Origin of the sequence: Hydrogenovibrio kuenenii DSM 12350 (genome assembly GCF_000526715.1) — a bacterium.
GTDB classification, from domain to species: Bacteria; Pseudomonadota; Gammaproteobacteria; order Thiomicrospirales; family Thiomicrospiraceae; genus Hydrogenovibrio; species Hydrogenovibrio kuenenii.
Map to the genome: position 1 here is coordinate 729,608 of NZ_JAGP01000001.1, position 23,755 is coordinate 753,362.

The window sequence follows — 23,755 nt, forward strand, 5'->3', positions numbered from 1 at the left end:
GTAAAAAGAGATAGGTTTAATGTTATATAAAAAAATTACCAAAGCTATTTTACCTGTGGCAGGATTGGGTACACGTTTCTTACCTGCAACAAAGGCGATACCAAAAGAAATGTTGACGGTAGTTGATAAGCCTTTGATTCAGTATATCGTTCATGAAGCTGCTGAAGCGGGTATTACGGATATTGTTTTAGTAACACACTCCAGTAAAAATGCCATAGAAAACCATTTTGACAAACACTATGAGCTGGAAGCAGAATTGCAGTTACGTGGCAAAGAAGAGCGTCTTATACCTATAAAAGAAATTACCCCTGAAGGTGTGCGTATTGTAAGTGTTCGTCAGCCAGAAGCGTTAGGCTTAGGGCATGCCATACTTTGTGCGGAACCTGTTATTGCCAGTGATGAACCTTTTGCAGTTTTATTGCCTGATGTTCTGATGCACCATTCAAAGAAAGGCTGTTTGGCGCAAATGGTTGATTTTTATGAGAAGGTACATACAAGTGTTATTGCGCTTGAAGCAGTGCCTGAAGATCAGGTTGAGAAGTATGGTATCGCGGAGATTAATGGCGCGGATATGAGAATAGCCAGCCTGGTAGAAAAGCCTAAGAAAAAGGATGCGCCTTCTAATCTGTCGGTAGTGGGGCGATATATTTTTACTCCTCGTTTAATGCAACTTCTTAAAACAACAAAACCTGGAGCTGGTGGTGAAATTCAGCTGACGGATGCAATGGATCGCTTGCTAGATGAAGAAGTTATGTTTGGCTTTGAGTTTAAAAATGGTAAAAGCTATGACTGCGGCGATAAACAAGGTTTCTTGCAAGCCAATATTGAATATGCTTTAAGAGACCCAAAGCTTGGAGCCGACTTCAAAGCCTATTTGAAATCCTTGGATATCGAAAAAATTTAAAGACAGACAAATACTAGAATAAAAAGAGAAGGGGGCTTATGACATTAGATGCTTCACCTGCCTGGCAGGCATTGCAAGTTCATTGTGATTCAGGGCTTGGAACGATGGCTATGTCTCGGTTGTTTAAAGATGATGGTAACCGGACTGATAAGTTTTCCCATGAATTTGATGATATTTATATCGATTATTCCAAGAATCGAATTACTGAAGAGACATTATCTTTGCTTTTTGATTTGGCTGAGCAACAAGATTTATCTGGCTGGATACATAAATTGTTGTCTGGAGAAAAAGTCAATGATACAGAAGGTCGTCCGGCACTCCATACCGCATTAAGAGCGAATCATCAGTTTGTGACTGGATATGCAGAAGAAGTACAGGACAAAGTAGATGAGCAGCTTGCTAATATGGCGGTTATTGTTGAAAAGATTCGTACTGGGCACTGGCGTGGGTTTAGCGGTAAAGCGATTACTGATGTGGTGAATATTGGTGTAGGTGGGTCCGATTTAGGGCCTTTGATGATTACGAATAGTTTACAAACGATCAAATCGCCAGTGAATTTGCATTTTATATCTTCTATCGATGGTTCACAGACCTCAAATCTATTGGGTAAGCTCAAACAAGAAACGACCTTGTTTATTTTAGCCTCTAAGTCCTTCACAACAATAGATACGTTGTCTAATGCTGAAACGGCCATAGATTGGCTGGAAGAAGTTATTGTAGATAAGCAAGAAATCTATTCTCAACACTTTATTGGTGTATCTACTAAGCCTGATATGATGACTGAATGGGGTATTCCGCCAGAAAATCAGCTGATTTTTTGGGATTGGGTTGGTGGTCGCTATTCCTTGTGGTCAGCTATTGGGCTGCCCATTGCATTGCAAATTGGCATGGAAAAGTTTAGAGAACTGCTTGATGGCGCTCGAATTATGGATGAGCATTTTGGTACAGAACCTTATGAGCGAAACCTCCCTGTAATTTTGGGGTTGATAGATGTGTGGAATATCAACTTTCTTAATATTCAGAAAAAAGCGATTTTGCCTTATGACGCACGTCTGAAATATTTACCGTCTTATTTAGAGCAATTAGTGATGGAAAGTAATGGTAAGTCCGTTAATCGTGATGGACAGCAGGTGGGCTATAAAACTTGCCCAGTGTTATGGGGAGAAGTTGGGCCAAATGCACAGCATGCTTTTTATCAATTGCTGCATCAAGGCACGCAAAAAGTGATGTGTGACTTTGTTGCGCTTAAAATCCGAGATGATTTTGATCCGAGTTCCCATAGTGATAAAAATGAAAGTTTGAAGGCTCAGCATGGGTTGGCTTTAGCAAATTGTTTTGCTCAATCACGAGTTTTGATGTTAGGGGATGATGCCATTCCTGATAGTTTAAAGTCTAGCTTTGATTCACCTTTTAAACACTATCCAGGCAACCAACCATCGAATACGATTTTGATGAAGGAAATATCACCAAAAACATTGGGAATGTTGATTGCTCTTTATGAGCATAAAACCTTTGTGGAAGGCGTTATTTGGGAGATTAATTCGTTTGATCAGTGGGGGGTCGAACTAGGGAAGCTTATCGCAAAAGAAACCCGTGCTGCACTCCAGGATACAAAGTTAGCAGAGCAATTTGATTCATCCACAAAAGGATTGATTGAGAAGGTGATGTCATGAAGATTTCGGTATTTGGTTGTGAGTTAACTGGTTTGGTGACATCAGCAGCTTTAGCGCAGACAGGAAATGAAGTAATGGCTTTACCCATTGGTGTTGTTAAAGTCGAAGATTTAAAGAAAGGTATTTTGCCAAGGGAAGAGCCTGGTTTAGAGACTTTGGTAAAGTCTCAGTACGACGAAGAGCGCTTGTTTTTTGAAGCGGATTGGTCACAAGGTGTTGCTTATGCAGAGGTGCTTTTTTTGAGCATGCCGTCTTGGAATATTGACCGTGCAGAAGATATTGTCAATTTGGTTGCAGATACTGCTGAGAAAGATTTGATTGTTGTTAACCAAAGTACCTTTCCGATTGGCACGGCGGATCGATTTAAGCAAACGATTAAAGATGGTTTTACGCGCCGAGGTGTGCAAGCAAAAGTTGCCGTTATCGCCATGCCTGAGTTTATGAGCGAAGGGTCGGCTATTAAAGATTTTACGCACCCTGACCGTGTAGTGTTAGGTGGGGACTGTGAGGAAGCAATTGCAACCATAAGAGATGTTATGAGGCCTTTTAACTATGCGGTCGATCAGGTTAAGGTCATGTCAACTCGAGCGGCGGAATATACCAAGTATGCGGTAAATGCGCTTTTGGCAACGCGTATGAGTTTGGTAAATGAATTAGCCAATAATGCTGAACACTTTGATATTGATATGGAGCAGGTGCGACAAGGTTTGGGGTCAGATGGACGTGTGGGGTTCAGCTACCTTTACCCTGGGTGTGGTTTTGGTGGTCCCAGTTTTGCCGAAGATGTGAAAACCTTGGTTAGTACTCTTGAGTCGAAAGGCTATGATGCCGACCTTTTAAAGACTGTTTTGACTAATAATGATTCTCAAAAAGAGGTTTTGTTTAGGAAGGCGTGGCGTTATTTCCATAATAATTTAAAAGGCAAAACTATCGCTGTATGGGGGCTTTCTTTTAAGCCGAATACGGCTACGGTTGATAATGCACCAAGCTTAAAAACTATCGAGGCACTTGTCGCGCAGGGTGCAAATGTCGTTGCCTATGACCCAAAGGCTAAGAGTGCATTTCAGCGTTACTGGGGAGAAAGTCGACCTGGGGTTTCCTATGTTGATGATATGTATCAAGCCTTGGATGGGGCAGATGCATTAATGGTGTTGACGGAGTGGAAACATTTTTGGAATCCAGATTATGCTCGAATGAAAGAAATGATGGCTTTACCAGTTATTTTTGATGGGCGAAATATTTATGATTTAAATATAATGAAATCAAAAGGCTTTGAGTATTTTGGTGTCGGTCGCGGTAGTTTTATTTAGCTAAATTATCCTTCAATGGATAAATATCCACTATTTCTCTTTCATTTAATAAAGAAAATAGTGGGTGCTTATCTTGTTCAATTACGGCTTTCTTTATAGAATGTCCTCCTACTACAAAATAAAAAGAATCCTATATGAAACCTTCGTTCGAAAAAGGCATCTATCTACTACCCAATCTCATGACGACCACAGCACTTTTTGCTGGATTTTACGCTGTAATTGCAGGGATGAATGGTTATTTTGAGCAAGGAGCTATCGCCATTTTTGTAGCCATGATTTTTGATGGTTTAGATGGTCGGGTCGCACGTATGACCAACTCCTGTAGTGCTTTTGGTGCTGAGTACGATAGTCTTGCAGATATGATTTCCTTTGGCTTGGCGCCTGCGTTATTGCTTTATCAATGGGCGCTTCATGACTTTGGTAAGCTCGGTTGGTTAATTGCTTTTGTCTATACGGTCGGTGCAGCTTTAAGGTTGGCAAGATTCAATACGCAGGTCGGTATTGCTGATAAACGCTATTTCCAAGGTTTGCCAAGTCCGGCTGCCGCTGCTTTACTGGCAGGTTTTGTTTGGATGGTGGAAACAAATCATATTCAAACGGGATTGGAATCATTCTTTGCCTTATTTTTGACCTTAGCGGTCGGTTTGATGATGGTTAGTAATGTACGTTTTAATTCTTTTAAAGAGTTAAATCTCAAGGGAAAAGTACCCTTTGTTACGTTGTTGGTAATTGTTTTGGTCTTTGTGGTCATTACCTTAAAGCCAGCTGTCATTTTGTTTGGTGTGTTTTTTCTATACGCTCTTTCAGGTCCAGTTTTGACCTTAAGGCTGTTGCAGCAAAAACGCTCTGAAAGACGAAGCAAAAAACGTAAATTGGTAGGAAAAAACGAAACGGAAAATCCTTCATCTGAGGTAGATGCTTCCTAACCCAATTTTGATAAATTCAATCAGTTTAAATAGAAGAGAAAAGCATGAAGCAACAGCTTGTTATTTTTGATACGACTTTGCGTGACGGGGAACAAAGCCCTGGCGCCTCAATGACAAAAGGTGAAAAAATTCGTATTGCCCGTCAACTTGAAAAGCTTAAGGTTGATGTGATTGAAGCAGGTTTTCCTGCAGCAAGCCAGGGAGATTTTGAGTCGGTTCAAGCCGTAGCTTCCGTTGTGAAAGATAGTACCGTTTGTGGGTTGGCACGTGCAGTTGAAAATGATATTGCTCGCGCGGGAGAAGCTATTAAACTTGCAAATTCAGGGCGTATCCACACTTTTATTGCCACCTCGCCGATTCATATGGAAATGAAATTGCGTATGTCGCCAGATGAAGTGGTTGAACGTGCGGTTTGGGCGGTAAAAAGAGCAAGAGATTTTACTGATAACGTAGAGTTTTCACCTGAAGATGCTGGGCGTTCGGATCTGGATTTTTTATGCCGAGTCATTGAAGCCGCAATTGATGCAGGTGCAACAACAATTAATATTCCCGATACTGTCGGCTATAACATTCCCGAGCAGTTTGGCGAATTGATTCATAACCTTCTGACTAAAATCCCTAATTCGGATAAAGCTATTTTCTCAGCCCATTGTCACAATGATTTAGGATTGGCTGTAGCAAACTCGTTGGCAGCAGTAAAAGCTGGCGCTAGACAGGTGGAATGTACCATTAATGGTTTAGGTGAACGAGCGGGAAATACAGCGCTTGAAGAAGTTGTGATGGCGGTGCATACGCGTCAGGATACTTTTGCTGTGAATACCCGTATTAACACCAAAGAAATTCTGGCGACATCTCGTTTGGTTTCTGGGATTACTGGTTTTGCGGTTCAACCGAATAAAGCGATTGTGGGAGCAAATGCGTTTGCACATGAATCTGGAATTCATCAGGATGGTGTGCTGAAACACCGTGAAACCTATGAAATTATGCGTGCGGAAGATGTGGGCTGGAGTACCAATAAAATGGTATTGGGTAAACACTCTGGTCGCAGTGCGTTCCGTAGTCGTTTGGAAGAGCTTGGTATAGAGTTTGATACTGAGCAGGAATTGAATGAAGCGTTTGGTCGCTTTAAAGAGTTAGCTGATCTTAAACACGAAATTTATGATGAAGATTTGCAGGCATTGGTGACGGACAATAGTACGCAACGTTTGGAAAATGAAAGTTATCGTTTGGTTGCTTTGAATGCAGGGACAATGACTGGAGACGCGCCTCATGCAGAAGTTACCTTGTGGATTGACGGTGTAGAAAAGACTGCACAAGCAAGTGGTGGCGGTGTTGTTGATGCGACCTTTAAAGCGATTGAGAAAATGGTGGATTCTGGTGCTAGCTTAGAACTTTATTCTGTCAGTAATGTGACGAACGGAACAGACTCTCTAGGCGAGACAACAGTGAGAATGGAAAAATCCGGTCGTATTGTGAACGGTCAAGGTTCTGACACAGATATTGTGACGGCTTCTGCCAAAGCTTATATTAATGCTTTGAATAAGCTTGAATCTAACCCGCAAAAATCCCACCCTCAAGCATCTCTATAAAGTGTTTTTTATGTTTTCTTGTATGGGAAGCAGTCAACTGATCCGACTTAAGCTGATAAATGACCTTAAAGTCGGACACATAGTGTATCGAGTAAGTTATGTCTAAAGTAGCAATTGACTCATCTTTACTTGAAGAATTAGGTGTTAAAGATTGGCGCATGCACACGCAATTCAACCATTCCAATTTAGCTGAAAATACTTCAGATACCGTTCAAAATGATAGTGAAACAGAAGTAGTGGATTCGGATTCTGTATTGCATGTTGCTTCTGAAGCCGCGGATTATCATGCTGATAAGTCACAAGTTGAAGAAAGTCAGGTAGGAGTATCTGATGACCTGTTAACATCTTTAGCGACTGAAAAAGTGGCTTTGGTGTTCGTTGGTGAGGGGTTGGAGCAGGTTTGGCAGAATGATGAAACGCCTACTTGGGGTTTGATGTTGAATATTTTGGATGCATTGAATATTCATCAAGAAGAGGTGGTTTACTTTGATACAGCATTGTTGCATACCGAAGATGCGATTATGATGACTATTGAAGAAATTATTGAGACTGGGGTTGAGCAGGTGTTTAGCTTCGATGAAGAGAGTATGCTAAATGAAGCGCTTGCTGAAGGGCTTCATGTTGAAGTTTTACCAAGCTTAGACGAAATGTTGGCGCAAGGTTTTGCAAAGAAACAAGTTTATTATCGGTTAGCGAATTATGGTCACTGAATTGAGTTATTTTCGTCCTATGGATGAGTATGATCTTAAGTGGGTGTTGAGTACGGAAAAGGCATCTTATGATTTTCCTTGGTCTCAACAAGGTTTTACCAAAGTTATGGATGATGGATTGGCATATATTTTATGTGATATGGATGACCAAGCCTTGGGTTACGCCTGTTTTCTTGCTGTTTTGGATGAGATTCATCTCTTAAATTTATGCATATCACCGAATTTTCGTCGACAAGGTATTGCGCTACAAGCACTAGATAAGTTTAAAGACTATTTTGTCGATTCGGATTATGAAAAGATGTTGTTGGAAGTTAGGCAGTCTAATCCCGCTAAAACGATGTATCAAAAGTTAGGGTTTGTTGAGGATGGTATTCGCAAAGGTTATTACCCTGTGAAAAATTCGCCTCAAAAAGAAGATGCAGTTTTAATGTCTTGGGCTTTGCTGTAACTGTGATGTGTCAAAATCTGCCAGGCTGGGTCTAAGTAGATAACCCAGCCTGGTAGATTTTGTTATGAACGGTATTCTTTAGATAAAGTGTTGCTGATTACTTGCGCCATCGCTTTCATCATTTTTGGGTTGGCGGCAATAATATTGCCGGATTCGAGGAATTTTCCACCGCCAACCATATCGGAAACCAATCCACCAGCTTCGGCCACGATTAACGCGCCTGCGGCGATATCCCAAGGCTTAAGGTTTAATTCCCAATAACCGTCAACACGACCACAAGCAACATAAGCCAAGTCTAGAGCTGCAGAGCCAGGTCTGCGAATACCTGCGGTTTGTAGCATGAATTCTTTAAAGCATGCTAGGTAATCGTCAATATGATCAAAGTCGTAATAAGGAATCCCCGTTGCCAAAAGGGCATTTTGCAGTGTTTTTTGCTCACTGACACGAATGCGATAGTTGTTTAAACGTGCGCCGCTGCCTCGTGAAGCTGAAAAAAGTTCATCTCTTGTTGGGTCAAACACAACACCATGCATTAAGCGGCCTTTTTCAGTCACAGCAATTGAAACAGAAAATTGCGGGAAGCCATGTAAAAAGTTGGTGGTGCCGTCAAGTGGGTCGATAATCCATTCGAAATCAGAGTCTTTTTTATGCGCACCACTTTCTTCAGCCAGAATGCTATGTTGTGGGTAGTATTTGTGAATGGTATCAATAATGATTTGTTCAGCACGCTTGTCAATCTCGCTGACATAGTCATTACGACCCTTTTCTTCGATAGTGAGTTGTTCAACGTTTCGTATCTGGCTGACAATAAAGTTTCCAGCTTCTTTGGCAGCAATGCTGGCAACATTCAAAATAGGATGCATAAGTGGTTTTCCAATTGTTAGAATATCAAGTTAATTTTCAAGAGATTATAGCGGAAAATAGATGATAGAAGATTACAGAAGCCACCCGAAACTGTCAAAAATTAAAATTGTTTTGATTGAGACATCTCATCCGGGCAATATTGGGGCTGTTGCAAGAGCTATGAAAAACATGGGTTTAAGCCAGTTAGTATTGGTAAACCCTAAAGAGTTTCCAAGCCAAGTTGCTTCAGCTAGAGCTTCTGGTGCAGCGGATATATTGAGTCAAGCTGTGGTTAAAGAGTCTTTGGATGAGGCTATTGCGGATTGTAAATTGGTAGTTGGAGCAAGTGCTCGTCTGCGCAAGGTTTCATGGCCTCAAATGGATGTACGTGAAACAGCCAATATGATTATGGAAGTTACTGAAAATGAGAGTGATCAAGTGGCTTTGTTATTTGGCCGTGAAGACTCTGGTTTAAGTAATGCAGAGTTAGATAAATGTCATTATTTAGCTCATATACCAACAAACCCAACCTATAGTTCACTAAATATTGCAGCAGCTGTGCAAGTGTTTGTATATGAGTGTTTGATGGCAACAGATCTGAAGCACAGCTTTTCATCAGGACAGTACAATCATAGATTAGCATCTTCTGAACAATTGGAAGGTTTTTATGATCATCTATATCAAAGTTTGCAGGATATTGGGTTTCTTGACCCTGCCAAAAACGCGCGTTTTATGCGACGAATGCGACGAATGTTCAACCGTACGCAATTAGATGTTAAGGAAATTGATATTTTAAGAGGTATTCTGACAGCTACACAGCGTCAGGCGATAAACTTACAAGCGCTTGAATTAGAAAAAGAACAAAAATAACGTAGGCATAGAATGTTTAAAAGAATTAAATCAGATGTTAAATCCGTTTTTGATCGTGATCCTGCTGCGAGAAGTACGTTTGAAGTTTTAACAACTTATCCTGGCGTCCATGCGATTTTATTTTATCGTTTGACTCATTGGCTGTGGGGCAAGGGATTGAAATGGCTCGCGAGATTTATTTCAGGTTTCGCAAGATGGTTTACGGGGATCGAGATTCATCCCGCGGCAAAAATTGGTGATCGTTTTTTTATCGATCATGGTATGGGTATTGTTATCGGTGAAACAGCCGAGATTGGCGATGATTGTACTTTGTATCATGGCGTGACGCTTGGTGGGATTAGTAGTTCCGAAGGAAAGCGTCACCCAACACTGGGTAACAGAGTCGTTGTAGGTGCTGGTGCCAAAGTTCTTGGTCCTATTCTTATTAATGATGATGTTCGAATAGGTTCTAATGCTGTGGTTTTGAAGTCTGTGCCAGCTGATCGTACGGTTGTTGGGATTCCTGGGCGTATTGTTGACCCTGATAGGGATGTTAAAAAGTCACGTAGGGAAAAAATGGCAGAGAAAATTGGCTTTGATGCTTACGGTGTAAGCCAAGACGTACAAGATCCGATTGAAAAGGCAATTTTTAGTTTATTGGATCATGTTCAAAGCCAAGATGAGCAACTAGAAAAGCTTAATCAAGCTGTCAAGCAACTAGGCGGTACGGATTCGCATGTTGATTTGCCAAGCTTGCAAGGTGCGGTATTGGAGCCTGATAACCCAGAGAATCAGGCGCATATTAAAAAAGCCGTTGATGCTAAAGACTGATTCGGTAAAGGTTTTTCATAAACTCTTCATTTGATTTCGTTAATTCTTGAGTTGTTGACTAGGTTATTATAAAATAACCTTAATTTTTACATGTTAATCAAGCTTTAAAGTACATGAAAACTTTAAAGGGGAAACTAAATGAAGCTGACTTCGAAAGGCCGCTACGCTGTTACAGCGATGCTTGATATTGCTATTAATCAGTCTAAAGGACCGATTACTTTGGCGATGATTTCTGAAAGACAAGATATCTCACTCTCTTATTTAGAGCAGATCTTTGCTAAATTAAAAAAATCCGATTTAGTGTTGAGTGCAAGAGGTCCAGGTGGTGGTTATCGACTCAGTCGTAATCCGGGAGAAATTTCTGTTAGCGAAGTTATTGCGGCAGTTAATGAAGATCTCGAAGCCAGAAAATGTAAAGGGAAAGAAAATTGTAAGGGCGGCGAAGAGTGTTTGTCGCATGAACTATGGTCAGATCTAAGTGAAATGATCGAGCAATTTTTAGAAAACATTACACTAGAAAAAATTATTGAAAAACGTTCAAGCGTAAAAGAAATCGTATTTGCTTAGTCGTTTTTTCAAAGGAGAGAATTAATGTCTGTCACTTTAACAGAAGCTGCGGCTGAAAGAGTCAGAACTATGTTGGCTAAAAGAGGTCATGGTCTTGGTATTAAATTAGCAACAAAAGTAAGTGGTTGTGCAGGCTTTGCTTATGTAGTTGATTATGCAGATGAGATTACGGATTCGGACGCTGTATTCGAAAGTCATGGTCAAAAAGTAGTCGTCCCTCAGAAGAGTTTAGAGTTGGTCGATGGTACTGAATTAGACTATGTGAAAGAAAGTTTGCTGAATGAAGGGTTTGAGTTTCACAATCCTAGAGTAAAAGATTCTTGTGGTTGTGGTGAATCATTTAGCGTGTAATTTCTAAGCAGGCGTTAAAAACAAAGGACCCCAGTTTTAACTGGGGTCTTTTATTTTCAGACTTTTTTCAACAATCCCAATGCTAGATTGTTAAAATACCTCATATTTTGTCATTCAAGACACTACAGGATAATTACGATATGATTCAGCGCACGTTTTCTATTATCAAACCGGATGCGGTTAATAGAAATTTAATTGGTGAAATTACAGCAAGATTAGAAAAAAGTGGTCTATCTGTAATCGCTTCCAAAATGATTCACTTGACACGTGAACAGGCTGCGGGTTTTTATGCAGAACACGAAGGCAAGCCTTTTTATGAGACACTGATGACCAACATGACGGCTGGGCCAATTGTTGTGCAAGTGTTGCAAGGGGAAGGTGCCATTGCAAAGAATCGTGAAGTGATGGGGGCAACTGACCCTGAAAAAGCTGAGGAAGGTACAATTCGTAAAGACTTTGCTGTTTCCATGCAGCAAAACTCCGTGCATGGTTCTGATTCTCCCGAAAGTGCGGCAAGAGAGATTGCATTCTTTTTTAATGAAGAAGATATTTGTCCTCGTTAAGTAAGACTTAAAAGTTTAAGGAAGAAACGCTTGCAGTTCGTTGAAGAAAAAATCGAAGAAAGTCAGCCGGTTATTTATGATGGCAAGGTTGATTTGCTGGGTCTTGATGCTAAAGGGTTGGCAGACTTTTTTACGTCTATTGGTGAGAAAGCCTTTCGCTCTACGCAGGTGATGAAATGGATTCACCAATTTGGTGTGAGCGACTTTGACGAAATGACTAACCTAAGCAAGGCATTGCGTGAAAAGCTTAAGCAGACGGCCATTATTCGTACACCAAAAATTATTGCTGAACAGAAGTCGGAAGATGGCACGATTAAGTGGCTGGTGGAAGTGGATAACAATAATAGTGTTGAAGCTGTTTTTATTCCTGAAAAATCCAGAGGGACACTTTGTATTTCTTCACAAGTTGGCTGTGCTTTAGATTGCAGTTTTTGTGCGACCGGTAAGCAGGGCTTTAACCGTAACTTGGAAAACTGGGAAATTGTTGCTCAGATGTGGGTGGCGAATAAGGCCTTAGGCTGTAAACCTAAAGAAGAGCGTGTGATTTCAAACGTTGTTTTTATGGGAATGGGCGAGCCTCTCTTAAATGTGACGCATACTTTTCCAGCAGCAAGAATTTTGATGGATGACAATGCTTATGGCTTGTCTAAACGCCGTGTCACCATTAGTACTGCGGGTGTTGTACCTGCAATTGATAGAATTAAAGAAAGCCTTGATGTCAGTCTTGCTATTTCATTGCACGCTCCTAATAACGCATTAAGAGATGAGTTGGTGCCAATCAACCAGAGATATCCGTTGGAAGTGCTTATGCCTGCTTTACATCGTTACGTTGAAGGTGGCCATAGTAAAAAACACGTTACGGTTGAGTATGTGATGTTAGATGGCATTAATGATTCTTTAGAGCATGCTCAGCAACTTATTGAGTTGTTGGGGGATTTGCCATGTAAAGTTAATTTAATCCCATTTAACCCTTTTAAAGGCACGCCTTATCTTAGATCATCAAATAACGCGGTAAGACGCTTTCAAGATAAATTGGTTAATGCGGGTCTTAAATGTACCGTACGCAGAACACGCGGTGATGACATAGATGCTGCATGTGGGCAATTGGCAGGAAAAATTACGGATAGAACGAAAAGAACTTTGAACAAGGTGGAAGTAAAGTCCGTCTGAATCACAGGAAGTAATCATGACAAATACCGTGAAACTAGAACTGCATGAAACACTAAAAACAGCCAGGAAAGCGCAAACGCTGACGCTTGAAATGGTAAGTGAAAGATTGAAGTTGACTAAGGCCCAGATAGAGTACTTTGAGAGTCCTGAGTTAGATTTAGATGCCTTAAACACTTTTCAGAGAGGGTATTTACGGAACTATGCCAATATGCTATCGATTGATATTGGCGAGTTTGAAGGCCACTTTCCAGAGGGTGTTTCTGTGAGTTCAGATTTGTCTCGAGTTGAGCAAGATGAAGCGCATCATAAGCCAGTTATATCTAATCGTCTTATGCGTTGGATAATGTGGGGCGTTATCGTTTTGATCGTGGTAGTTTTAATTGTGATTAACCAATAAAGAATAATAAGAACAAATTTAAGAGAAAAGTATGTCGAAACAAATTTCTGCCATTCGTGGCATGAATGATTATTATGGAAGCTCTGCTCAAGCATTAGATTTTATTGTCGAGACGGCAGAAACTGTATTGCATCAATATGGCTATCAATCTATCCGTTTGCCGATCGTAGAAAAGACGGAGCTTTTTGCGCGCTCTATCGGTGAAGTAACCGATATCGTTGAGAAAGAAATGTATACCTTTGAAGATCGTAATGGTGATAGCTTGACCTTACGCCCAGAAGGGACTGCTGGTTGTGTTAGGGCAGTGATTGAAAATGGTCTGACCCATAATCAAATTCAAAAGCTTTATTATATGGGCCCTATGTTCAGGTATGAGCGTCCGCAAAAGGGGCGTTATCGTCAATTTCACCAGTTTGGTGTTGAAGTTTTCGGCTTGTCTAATGCGGATGTTGATGCCGAATTGATTGCTCTGACAGCAAGACTCTGGGATAAACTCGGCCTAGATAACTTGGAATTGCAAATTAATTCACTAGGCAGTTTAGAGGCAAGACAAGCGTATAAAGATATTTTGGTGAACTACCTTTCTCAGCATAAAGACCAGTTGGATGAAGACAGTTTAAGACGTCTTGAAACGAATCCGTTGAGAATTTTGGATAGCAAAAATCCGGATATGAAATCATTAATCGAAGCTGCACCAAAATTGATGGATCATCTTGATGAAGAATCCAAAGCGCATTTTGAATTGTTAAAAACCTATCTTGATGACTTGGGTATTGAGTATGTCGTTAACCCTAATTTAGTTCGTGGCTTAGATTACTACAATAAAACCGTATTTGAATGGGTAACAACCGAATTAGGTGCTCAGGGTACGGTTTGTGCAGGTGGACGTTATGACGGTCTGGTTGAACAAATAGGTGGTAAAGCAACGCCAGCAAGTGGTTTTGCGATGGGGCTTGAACGTTTAATGTCACTTTTGATGGATAAGAATCTAGTTGCTGATGTTGCCGAAGCCGATATTTTTATGGTTTTGGTGGGGGATGCAGCTTCACGTCCAGGCATGGTCATTGCCGAGCAACTCAGAGAATCCTTACCTGATGTTAAGGTGGTGATGAACTGTGGCGGTGGTAGCTTTAAAAGCCAATTTAAAAAGGCAGATAAGTCCGGCGCAAGGATTGCATTAATTATGGCTGAAGACGAAGTTAATAACCAACAAGTCGGTGTGAAGTTTCTTCGCGAAGAAAGAGACCAAGTGACACTAGGTTGGCAATCTCTAGAAGCTGAAATAACAAATTATTTTAATGAATTGTAAAGTTTATAAATCATAGGAAATGTCCAATGAATCGTTACGAAACAGATGATGAACAAGTTGCTGCGCTGAAAAATTGGTGGGATAAGAATGGCACCATGCTTCTTTCAGCTATATTGGTAGTTGCACTAGGTTGGGCTGGTTGGAACTATTATCAAAAAACACAATTTGCTAAAGCATCAAACGCTTCAACAACGTTTGAAGTATTGCAATCCAAAGTACAGCAAAACGCTTTTGGGGATGTTGCGCGTGAAGGTTTGAAACTGATGGAAAATCAGCCTAAAAGTCCTTATGCAACTGCAACAGCTTTAATGGAAGCTAAGTTTGAGCTTGAAAAAGGTCATACAGATAAAGCATTGGAAAATTTGCAGTGGGTTGTTAAACAAAATCTGGATTCTGCACTGGTGTTTATTGCAAAGCTAAGAATGGTTGGCATCTATATTGATCAAAAAAATTATGCTAAAGCTAATTCAACGCTTAAAACCATCGATGTTACGAAGTTAGCGGCAGCTGAAAAAGCCAATTTTGATTTCACATCCGGGTTTCTTGCATTACAGCAAAACCAATTGGACACAGCTCGCAAACTTTTACAACAAGTTGTGGATAACAAAGCTGCAGCAGCAAACTTGCAAAATGTTGCGCGTTTGCAATTAGGCGATTTGACGCCTTAGTTAATTATTAAATAGATAAGGTTTTCTTTTGAAGCGTCTTTCGTTTAACCGTCACTCTTTTTCAGCTCTGCTGCTACTATTTTTGGCAGGGGTTTTACAATCGTGTTCTCAACCAGGTATTGTTCGAGATCCTACTCCGTTGGTGAAAATGTCATCGCCTTATGCCTTGCATAAGGATTGGCAAATTCAGCTGGATAAATTTAAGTATTCAGACAGTGAAGGCCTGTATTTTGCAGAGAATGACAAGGCAATCTTTTTTGCAAACCCAGATGGTGTTTTGACATCAGCTCTAAAAGCGAATCAAAGCCGTTGGACGGATCAGGTGAATTGGCAAAGAAAGTTCAATGAGCCGATTTTGTCAGGGCCAACTATTTATCAATCAAACTTAATTATTGGTACCGCAAAAGGCAGTCTGTTGAGTGTTTCTCAGGCGTCTGGTGCCATTCAATGGCGTGCAGAATTATCCAGTGAAGTTCTGAGTTTACCTGTAATCGAAAATGGACAGATTTTTGTACGTACAGTAGATGGTAAGCTTTATTCTGTGAATGCAGGAACGGGTAAAATTAATTGGACTGTCGATCACCAGCTCCCAAACCTTTCTTTGAGAGGGATTGCGCCAGTTACCTATTCTGACGGTACGCTTTATGTTGGTTGGGAGTCAGGATCGGTACAAGCCCTAGATGCTAAAACTGGGCAAACGAAATGGCAAACTCAGCTGTTGGTGCCAAAAGGTAGAACAGACTTAGAGAGAATGGTTGATATTCAATCTGAGCTGGTATTAAAAGCAGGGCGTTTGTATGTACTGGGCTATCACGGCAAGCTTGCTGCTTTGAATCCAGAAAATGGCAACCTTTACTGGGCTAAAGACGTTTCTGGATTTAGAGATTTTTTAGTAGATGGCAAAGCAGTTTATTTGTCTGATGAAAATGATATTTTGCATGCTTATGACCTTTATACAGGTACAGAAATTTGGAAGCAAGAGCACCTAAAATATCGTCGCTTAACCGATTTATCTTTTTATAACAATAATCAGATTTTAGTTGCAGATGGCTATGGCGTGGTCCACTGGATAGATAAGCTTGATGGGACTATTGTTGCACGTGCACGTCATAGTGCGGCAGATTCAGTTAGATCAAAACTTGTACGCGTTTGGTTTGATCATAAACGACTCTATTTACAAGATACTGGTGGCTATATCACTGCTTACAATGTTGTCCCTTCTGATTGGTATGAATTTAATCGTCCAAATGACCCTATGGGTATTATGAAAACTTCACACAAAGAGAGTCACTAGTGAGTAAACCGGTTATTGCACTTGTCGGTCGTCCTAATGTCGGTAAATCGACTTTATTTAATCGTTTGACTCGTACGAGAGATGCTATCGTTGCCGACTATCCAGGTTTGACGCGTGATCGTCAGTATGGAACAGGGCGTACAGGTAGTTCACCTTATATTGTGGTTGATACAGGTGGTTTGAGTGGTGAGCAGGAAGGAGTTGACCCTTTAATGGCTGGTCAAGTTCGCTCTGCAATTGAAGAAGCTGATGCTATTTTGTTTTTAGTTGATGGGCGAGCAGGATTGATTCCAGCAGATGAGGCTATTGCTAACTATATCCGTCAATTTAACAAGCCAATTTATTTAGTCGTGAATAAGGCAGAAGGCCACAATCAACAGCTAATTTCGGCCGACTTTTTCCAAATGGGTCTAGGCCAGCCTTATGTCATTTCTTCTGCTCATGGCGATAACGTTACAGAAACCATTGAGCACGTATTGGAAGAGGTGGGGCATGAAGAGGAAGAAAAGCCTTTTGACCTTGATGAACACCCTGGGATTCGTGTTGCAGTTGTTGGTCGCCCTAATGTTGGAAAGTCCACACTAATTAACCGTATGATTGGTGAAGAGCGTGTTGTTGCTTTTGATATGCCAGGAACGACACGCGACAGTATTTTTGTACCCTTTGAGCGAGATGGTCAAGCCTATACTTTGATTGATACGGCAGGTGTTAGGCGTCGTAAAAACATCAAAGAAAAAATAGAAAAATTTAGTATCGTGAAAGCGATTGAAGCTATGGAATCATGCAACATTGTTGTATTGGTTATCGATGGTTCAGAAGGCATAACCGATCAAGATTTGACGTTACTTGGTTTAGCACTTGAGTCAGGTCGTGGTTTGGTGATTACGATTAACAAATGGGATAACTTATCGGAAGATCAGCGTAACAAGATTAAACATGAGTTAGAGTTTAAGATGCCTTTTGTTGACTATGCCAAGAAACATTTGATTTCGGCATTGCACGGCTCAGGCGTAGGGGATTTGTTTAAAACGATTCGTGGTGTGTATCAAGCTGTAATGAAGAAAGTTTCGACGGCTGATTTGAATCGTGTTTTGGAACAAGCAATTCTGGACCATCAACCACCATTGATTGGCGGGCGACGTATAAAACTTCGTTATGCACATTTAGGTGGTTCCAACCCGCCGAGAGTGATTATTCATGGTACTCAGGTTGATAAGCTGCCTCAGGCTTATACCAAATATTTGATGAATGTTTTCCGTAAAGCCTTTAAATGGGAAGGAACACCTGTATTTATTGAATACAAGGTAACGGCAAACCCTTATGAGAATAGAAAAAGTGAGTTTAAAGCTCGTCGAGGTAAATCTGAAACACAAGCAGAAAACCTTGCTTTAAAACGACGTAAAAAGAAAAATTCACAGCAAAAACGACGAACAAATTAATCGTTGTTGCTTAAAGTACGAATCTATTGGGTTAGCTGAGTTGAGTAAAATAATAAAAACCTACTAGTTTAGTATGAAGTTTATTTTATGGGGTTATTCAAATTGTTAGAATAGACTTTTTTTGATATGACATTAAGTTGTCTCAAAAAAAGCGGGTTGTTAACTTAATCTTCAAGTTGAAAAAAAACAACCATATCCGCCCTGCCTGGCAGATTTTTGCCAGCTATTCAAAGAAGATTTATGTGGTACTCAATGTTTGAGTGCAGTTTTTGTTATCGACGCTAGACGTCGTAGCTTGGGATATTTTCATGGGTCATAGAATTAGAGAGATTCCTTACAACTACACCTCCTTTTCAGATAAAGAAATTGCTTTACGTTTCGTAGGAATGGACGGTTGGAAATGTATTGAATCTTTACGAGATTCCCGTAACACGGGTCGTTCAGCGCGCATGCTATTTGAAGTGCTGGGTGATATGTGGGTGGTGTCGCGTAACCCTTATATTCAAGATGATTTGATTGAAAGTCCGAAGCGTCGAGATGCTTTGATTGGAGCACTTGAACATAGACTTAAGCAAGTTGAAGCAAGGCTGAATGGTAATAAAAAAGCCGAAGAATTATTGCGTACCATTCGCAATGCGGTAGACAAGTTTACAGAGTGGTTTCCGCATCAAATTCAATTGCGCAGCAAAGTCCGTAAAAAACTTGCCAAACATACGCGTTTAGACAATATAGACTTTGGTGGTTTGGCGCGTGTATCTCATGCAACTGATGCCACTGACTGGCGTGTTGAGCTGCCTCTGGTCGTTGTTTCCCCGGATACCGAAGAAGAAGTCGCCTATCTGGTTGATGATTGTATTCAACTTGGCTTAACCATTATTCCTCGTGGTGGCGGTACAGGTTATACCGGTGGCGCTATTCCGCTGTACCAAGATTCTGTTGTTATCAACACTGAAAAATTGGAATACATGAGTCTGGTTGAGCAGGTTGAGTTGTCAGGTATTGGTAAAGTGCCAACTATCCAAACTGGAGCAGGTGTTGTTACTCGACGAGTTTCAGAGCAAGCTGAGCGTTTTGGTTATGCTTTTGCTGTAGACCCGACCTCACAAGATGCTTCTTGTATTGGTGGTAATATCGCCATGAATGCCGGTGGTAAAAAAGCCGTTCTTTGGGGAACCACGCTCGATAATTTGGCGTCATGGAAAATGGTGACGCCTGATGCAGAGTGGTTAGAAGTTGAAAGAATTAATCACAACTTAGGTAAGTTGCAAGATCAGCAGACGGTTTCTTTCCGAATTAATCGTTTTGAAAAGGATGGTAAAACCCCTGTTGGAGAGCCTGAAATGCTCGAAATGCCAGGTTCGGCATTCCGAAAAGCAGGGCTGGGTAAAGACGTTACCGATAAATTCCTAAGTGGTTTGCCGGGCGTGCAGAAAGAAGGGTGTGATGGGTTGATTACTTCAGCGCGCTTTGTTGTTCATCGCATGCCGAGCCATACTCGTACCGTTTGTTTAGAATTTTTTGGTACTGACCTAAGTAAAGCGGTTCCTGCAATTGTTGAGATTACCGAATACATTGAGTCTAAAAAGCTTCACGGTATTTTATTGTCTGGTCTTGAGCACCTAGATGATCGTTACATTAAAGCAGTAAACTATAACACCAAAGCCAATCGTAAAGGTTTGCCTAAAATGATTTTGCTTGCTGATATTGCAGGTGAAAATGGTTTTGAAGTCGCGAATACCGCACAAGAGATTGTAGAGTTAGCAAAGCAGCGTGATGCAGAAGGGTTTATTGCTGTTTCAGAAGAGGCTAGAAAACGTTTCTGGGCAGATCGTTCTAGAACGGCAGCGATTTCCAAGCACACCAATGCCTTTAAGATCAATGAAGACGTGGTTATCCCGCTTGAAAATCTGAATGAATACAATACCGAAATTGAGCGTATTAATATCGAAGAGTCTATCAAAAACAAACTTCAGATATTAGATCAGCTTCATGCTTATTTTGCGGGTGAAATTCTTGAATATACCTTGGAAGATGATTTTGAAAATTCTGAAGGTCAGCCTGCTAGCTACTTCAAAGATAAAGTGTCTACTACGCTTGAGCATATTGATAAAACCAAAGCTAGATGGGCGGGTATTCTAGAAAGCCTAGATACACAAGTTTCAGCCCAACCGGATTTATTGCTGGAAGGCGAAGCGCTGAAATTAAGTGCAGATGATACCTTTGCTACTTTGTTGTTGAAACGTGAAATTAAGATTTCTTACAAAGACGAGATAGTCACCTTCTTGCAAGAAGTCTTTATGGGGCACGATTTTGAAGCCTTGCATATACGTCTGAAGAAATTGCATTTTGATATCCGTAATGCACGTTTGTTTGTTGCTTTACACATGCATGCTGGGGATGGAAATATTCACACCAATATCCCAGTACACTCGAATAATTATGAAATGGTTCATCAAGCAGAAGTCCTTGTCGATCGTATTATGGAGATTGCCAAACGATTGAACGGAGTTATTTCTGGAGAGCATGGCATTGGTTTGACCAAATTCCAGTATTTGGATGAAGACAAAGTTCAGGCATTTGTTGAATATAAAAACAAAGTTGATCCGCATGGACGATTCAATAAAGGCAAGTTAATGCCTGGTTCAGGTTTGGATAATGCCTATACACCTTCCTTACATTTGGTTGAACAAGAAGCGTTGATTCTTGAAGCAAATGATTTGGATTTATTGAATAAAGACATTAAAGACTGTTTACGCTGCGGTAAGTGTAAGCCAGTTTGTCAGACGCACATTCCTAGAGCTAATTTACTTTACTCGCCCCGTAATAAGATTTTAGCGACAGGGCAGGTGATTGAAGCCTTCTTGTATGAAGAACAAACACGTCGTGGTATTTCTTTGCATCACTTTGATGCGATGAATGATGTAGCTGACCATTGTACGACTTGTCACAAGTGTGAGTCTCCTTGTCCTGTTGATATTGACTTTGGTGACGTGTCCATCCGTATGCGTACGATTCTGACCAATATGGGGCAGAAAAAAACCAGCATTATGGTTAAGTTGGCGATTTATTTCTTAAATACTAAGAGCCCATTTACCATCGGTTTGTTGCGTAAAACGATGATTGGTTGGGGAGCGATTGCCATGACGTTGGGACACCGTTTCGCTAAACTGTTTGGCTTGGTTGAAAGAAAAAATGCTTTGCCTGCAAGTACGAGTGAGCCTGCGCCACTTCAACAACACGTTATTAACTTTGTTCGTAAACCCTTAGATACTGGGCCGAATCAAAGCAGCTATCGTTCTGTACTCGGTTTGGAAGATGCAACGCAAGTTCCGATTGTTAGAGATCCGAATAAAACTACAGAAGATTCTGAAGCGGTGTTTTATTTCCCAGGCTGTGGTTCAGAGCGTTTGTTTAGCGATATAGGGTTAGCAACGATTTCATCACTTTACGATGCGGGTGTGCAAACGATATTGCCGCCAGGTTATTTGTGTTGTGGTTACCCTCAGGCTGCTGCAGGTCTGGCACAAAAAAGTTCTCAAATTACGACTGAGAATCGTGCGCTGTTCCACCGTGTTGCCAATACGTTGAATTACATGGATATTACAACGGTTATCGTTTCTTGTGGAACTTGTTATGACCAATTGACCAAATATGAATTCGAGCGTATTTTCCCAGGTTGCCGTTTAATGGATATTCATGAATATCTAACTGAAAAAGGTTTAGGTCTGGAAAATGCGACAGGTAAGCAGTATTTGTATCATGCACCATGTCATGACCCAATGAAGAAAATGGATGGAACACAAGTCGCAAAAGACTTGTTGAAGTCTGAGGTTCTTTTCTCAGATCGTTGTTGTGCAGAAGCAGGGACATTGGCAACCAGTCGTCCAGACATTGCAAATCAGCTTCGTTTTCGAAAAGAAGAAGAACTGACAAAAGGTATTGTCGAGTTGACTGGTGAGTCAAAAGTGAAAAATGGTGAGGTGAAGCTTCTGACCTCTTGTCCTGCGTGTCAGCAAGGCTTAAACCGTTATCACGATAATACGGGGTTAGATACGGATTATATTGTTGTTGAGCTAATGAAGAACCGTTATGGCAAGGCTTGGAATAAAGAGTTCTATGAGAAGTTGAAAAACGGTGGTGTTGAGAAAGTGTTGTTGTAGGCATTTTTTTAAATGCCAAATACAAAAAAACCTCCAATTTGGAGGTTTTTTTGTGTCTGAACTATTCTTCTTATTTTTGAGATGAATAGTAAGCAGCCAATTCCTTAATTTCGTCATCAGTAAGGCCTTTGGCGAACATTTGCATAGTAGCATTTCTGCGGAAGCCATCTCTAAAGTCTTTTAAAGCTTTTTCAATATACGCAGCATGTTGACCAGCAAGAACTGGGAAATTTGGAACCACACTATGACCGCCCTGACCATGACAGCCTACACAGGTTTTAACTTTGGCAGGCGCATCTGCTGCATTAGCCATGGAAGGTGCAAGTGTCAAAGTCGCTAAAGAGGTTACTAGGGCTAAAGTCGTTTTTTTCATTTTGCTTTCTCATTTCATGTATTTAAACAAATAGTTTGCTTATTAGAAACTATCCGTGTGTGGAGGTCAAGCTTAAGACGATGGCTAAAGCTTGAATGAATGTTGGGCCTGTGCAACTCAGTTATTAAAAAGAGTAAACTGCATTTCGGTAACGAGGCCATTTAATCTAACATCCCAAGGTTGGCTTTGCAGCTCTTTAACTTCCTGGCATTGGTGCGCCCAGCCAATTAATTTTGGGGAAGCGTTTTTAAAGTATCTTTTGAACTGAAACGTTTTGTCATAGTAGCCACCGCCCATGCCAATTCGGTTTCCTGATGCATCAAAGCAAGCTAAAGGTGTAATGACCAAGTCTAAATGCTTTCCATCAATAAGTTCGTGTTTACCTACTTGAGGTTCGTGAATACCAAAGTACTTTGGTTCAAGTTTGGTTTTAGTCGTGAAAGGTGCAAACATCATTGGACGGCGATTGTACCGAGTTAAGACGGGTAGATAGATATTCACTTTCCTTTGCCATAATGCTTGTATTAATGGCATGGTATTCATTTCACCATCTTCAGACAGGAACACGGCAACTTTTCGAGCGCGCATAATGGTTCTGCTTCTTAAGATGAAACGAGCAGCCGTTTGCGCATGCAGTTGTTGAAGCTCAGGAGGTAATGATCTTCTTCTTTGACGGCATTGTTGGCGAAGAGTAGCTTGGGACGTCATGAGTAGAATTAGGTTTGTTAAGTGGATACCGAGAAATTTTGGATACGGACTAGGTACGAACCCTGAACCGTTAAGTTCAGGTGGCAGCCTCCACTAAAATTTAGGCTTCTCGGACATAAGCGAGATGCGCACCATTTAAGTTTCTGGCCCGAGATCAAAGCTATCGGCAGGGGTTAAACCTAGCCCGTATGTGGGTTCATTATAACAAGAATTCAGCTGGAGCAAGCTGTAAATTCATTAGAAAAACTGATTTCGAATTAGAGAATATAATGATGGCTAGAGAATTTTGGGTGTTTTATTTTCGAGATTGTGCGACTTGAGCAATGGTTTCATCAAGTTGATCTTCAAGCTGCAAGCAATATTGTGTTGTTTCCGTTTTAAGCTGTAAATACTCATAACACATATTCAGTGCAACCATAAGAACCTTACTTTCACCTTTAAGTCCCGACACCTGATCAAGTTTATCTTCCAATAAGGTGGCAGCTTCAATCAGTTTTTCTTTGTCTTCCGGTTCGCAAGGAACTTGGAAGGTATGATTCATTAAAGATAGGGTCAGCATAGGTTTCTCAAGGGGTCATTGGAATTAGTGATTTATGTTATTATTCATTATTTACGGCAATTACTCAAGGCAATTACTTGGCTTGTTTCACAATTTTTACTTAGGTTAGTCAAC

23 protein-coding genes are annotated in these 23,755 nt (G+C 40.8%); 19 read left to right on the plus strand and 4 right to left on the minus strand.

Features of this window, described 5'->3' with window-relative positions; genetic code table 11:
* Positions 1-19: 19 nt before the first annotated feature.
* The 7 genes from galU to rimI all read left to right on the plus strand — a co-directional run bounded on the left by galU (position 20) and on the right by rimI (position 7,560).
* A complete protein-coding gene (gene galU, locus N745_RS0103375; protein ID WP_024850729.1) occupies positions 20-904 on the plus strand; it encodes a UTP--glucose-1-phosphate uridylyltransferase GalU in 885 nt (294 codons plus the stop codon).
* 38 nt (positions 905-942) lie between these two features.
* A complete protein-coding gene (pgi, locus tag N745_RS0103380) occupies positions 943-2,577 on the plus strand; it encodes a glucose-6-phosphate isomerase (RefSeq protein ID WP_024850730.1) in 1,635 nt (544 codons plus the stop codon).
* Positions 2,574-3,887, plus strand: coding sequence for a UDP-glucose dehydrogenase family protein (locus N745_RS0103385; protein ID WP_024850731.1), 1,314 nt, complete (start codon positions 2,574-2,576; stop codon positions 3,885-3,887). Before pgi ends, N745_RS0103385 begins: the two co-directional genes overlap by 4 nt.
* 134 nt (positions 3,888-4,021) lie before the next feature.
* Complete coding sequence (gene pssA, locus N745_RS0103390) at positions 4,022-4,813, plus strand: CDP-diacylglycerol--serine O-phosphatidyltransferase (RefSeq protein WP_024850732.1); 792 nt, start codon at positions 4,022-4,024, stop codon at positions 4,811-4,813.
* 44 nt (positions 4,814-4,857) lie between these two features.
* Positions 4,858-6,402 carry a 2-isopropylmalate synthase gene (locus N745_RS0103395; RefSeq protein ID WP_024850733.1) on the plus strand — a complete coding sequence of 515 codons (1,545 nt, stop codon included), beginning with the start codon at positions 4,858-4,860 and terminating at the stop codon, positions 6,400-6,402.
* Positions 6,403-6,500: 98 nt separating this feature from the next.
* The gene (locus N745_RS0103400; RefSeq protein ID WP_024850734.1) at positions 6,501-7,112 is read left to right on the plus strand and encodes a hypothetical protein; all 612 of its coding nucleotides are present in this window, start codon (positions 6,501-6,503) and stop codon (positions 7,110-7,112) included.
* Positions 7,102-7,560: a ribosomal protein S18-alanine N-acetyltransferase gene (gene rimI / locus N745_RS0103405; RefSeq protein WP_024850735.1), complete on the plus strand. Its 459-nt coding sequence runs from the start codon at positions 7,102-7,104 to the stop codon at positions 7,558-7,560. Before N745_RS0103400 ends, rimI begins: the two co-directional genes overlap by 11 nt.
* 62 nt (positions 7,561-7,622) lie before the next feature.
* Here rimI and N745_RS0103410 read toward each other — a convergent pair whose 3' ends face one another.
* Positions 7,623-8,423 (minus strand): inositol monophosphatase family protein, encoded by an 801-nt coding sequence (locus N745_RS0103410; RefSeq protein ID WP_024850736.1) that lies wholly within the window; start codon positions 8,421-8,423, stop codon positions 7,623-7,625.
* A 61-nt stretch (positions 8,424-8,484) separates the two neighbouring features.
* Between N745_RS0103410 and N745_RS0103415 the strand changes: the two genes are divergently transcribed.
* The 12 genes from N745_RS0103415 to N745_RS0103470 all read left to right on the plus strand — a co-directional run bounded on the left by N745_RS0103415 (position 8,485) and on the right by N745_RS0103470 (position 22,001).
* The gene (locus N745_RS0103415; protein ID WP_024850737.1) at positions 8,485-9,273 is read left to right on the plus strand and encodes an RNA methyltransferase; all 789 of its coding nucleotides are present in this window, start codon (positions 8,485-8,487) and stop codon (positions 9,271-9,273) included.
* A gap of 12 nt (positions 9,274-9,285) precedes the next feature.
* Positions 9,286-10,083 (plus strand): serine O-acetyltransferase, encoded by a 798-nt coding sequence (cysE, locus tag N745_RS0103420; RefSeq protein WP_024850738.1) that lies wholly within the window; start codon positions 9,286-9,288, stop codon positions 10,081-10,083.
* 138 nt (positions 10,084-10,221) lie between these two features.
* Positions 10,222-10,650, plus strand: coding sequence for an Rrf2 family transcriptional regulator (locus N745_RS0103425; RefSeq protein ID WP_024850739.1), 429 nt, complete (start codon positions 10,222-10,224; stop codon positions 10,648-10,650).
* A 24-nt stretch (positions 10,651-10,674) separates the two neighbouring features.
* A complete protein-coding gene (locus tag N745_RS0103430; RefSeq protein WP_024850740.1) occupies positions 10,675-11,001 on the plus strand; it encodes a HesB/IscA family protein in 327 nt (108 codons plus the stop codon).
* Between the two features lie 140 nt (positions 11,002-11,141).
* Positions 11,142-11,564 carry a nucleoside-diphosphate kinase gene (ndk, locus tag N745_RS0103435; RefSeq protein WP_024850741.1) on the plus strand — a complete coding sequence of 141 codons (423 nt, stop codon included), beginning with the start codon at positions 11,142-11,144 and terminating at the stop codon, positions 11,562-11,564.
* A gap of 30 nt (positions 11,565-11,594) precedes the next feature.
* A complete protein-coding gene (rlmN, locus tag N745_RS0103440) occupies positions 11,595-12,734 on the plus strand; it encodes a 23S rRNA (adenine(2503)-C(2))-methyltransferase RlmN (protein ID WP_024850742.1) in 1,140 nt (379 codons plus the stop codon).
* A gap of 16 nt (positions 12,735-12,750) precedes the next feature.
* On the plus strand, positions 12,751-13,131 hold the full coding sequence (locus tag N745_RS0103445; protein ID WP_024850743.1) for a helix-turn-helix domain-containing protein: 381 nt from the start codon (positions 12,751-12,753) through the stop codon (positions 13,129-13,131).
* Positions 13,132-13,162: 31 nt separating this feature from the next.
* Positions 13,163-14,440, plus strand: a complete 1,278-nt coding sequence (gene hisS, locus N745_RS0103450) for a histidine--tRNA ligase (protein ID WP_024850744.1) — start codon at positions 13,163-13,165, stop codon at positions 14,438-14,440.
* Positions 14,441-14,466: 26 nt separating this feature from the next.
* On the plus strand, positions 14,467-15,108 hold the full coding sequence (locus N745_RS0103455; RefSeq protein WP_024850745.1) for a YfgM family protein: 642 nt from the start codon (positions 14,467-14,469) through the stop codon (positions 15,106-15,108).
* Between the two features lie 28 nt (positions 15,109-15,136).
* Positions 15,137-16,402, plus strand: a complete 1,266-nt coding sequence (bamB, locus tag N745_RS0103460; RefSeq protein ID WP_024850746.1) for an outer membrane protein assembly factor BamB — start codon at positions 15,137-15,139, stop codon at positions 16,400-16,402.
* Complete coding sequence (gene der / locus N745_RS0103465) at positions 16,402-17,841, plus strand: ribosome biogenesis GTPase Der (protein WP_024850747.1); 1,440 nt, start codon at positions 16,402-16,404, stop codon at positions 17,839-17,841. Before bamB ends, der begins: the two co-directional genes overlap by 1 nt.
* A 308-nt stretch (positions 17,842-18,149) precedes the next feature.
* Entirely contained in the window at positions 18,150-22,001 is a 3,852-nt protein-coding gene (locus tag N745_RS0103470) for a DUF3683 domain-containing protein (protein ID WP_038070594.1), read from the plus strand.
* 70 nt (positions 22,002-22,071) lie between these two features.
* Here N745_RS0103470 and N745_RS0103475 read toward each other — a convergent pair whose 3' ends face one another.
* The 3 genes from N745_RS0103475 to N745_RS0103485 all read right to left on the minus strand — a co-directional run bounded on the left by N745_RS0103475 (position 22,072) and on the right by N745_RS0103485 (position 23,641).
* Positions 22,072-22,374 carry a c-type cytochrome gene (locus N745_RS0103475; protein ID WP_024850749.1) on the minus strand — a complete coding sequence of 101 codons (303 nt, stop codon included), beginning with the start codon at positions 22,372-22,374 and terminating at the stop codon, positions 22,072-22,074.
* A gap of 117 nt (positions 22,375-22,491) precedes the next feature.
* A complete protein-coding gene (locus N745_RS0103480) occupies positions 22,492-23,082 on the minus strand; it encodes a 5-formyltetrahydrofolate cyclo-ligase (protein WP_024850750.1) in 591 nt (196 codons plus the stop codon).
* 295 nt (positions 23,083-23,377) lie between these two features.
* Positions 23,378-23,641, minus strand: a complete 264-nt coding sequence (locus N745_RS0103485) for a cell division protein ZapA (RefSeq protein WP_024850751.1) — start codon at positions 23,639-23,641, stop codon at positions 23,378-23,380.
* Positions 23,642-23,755 lie beyond the last annotated feature (114 nt).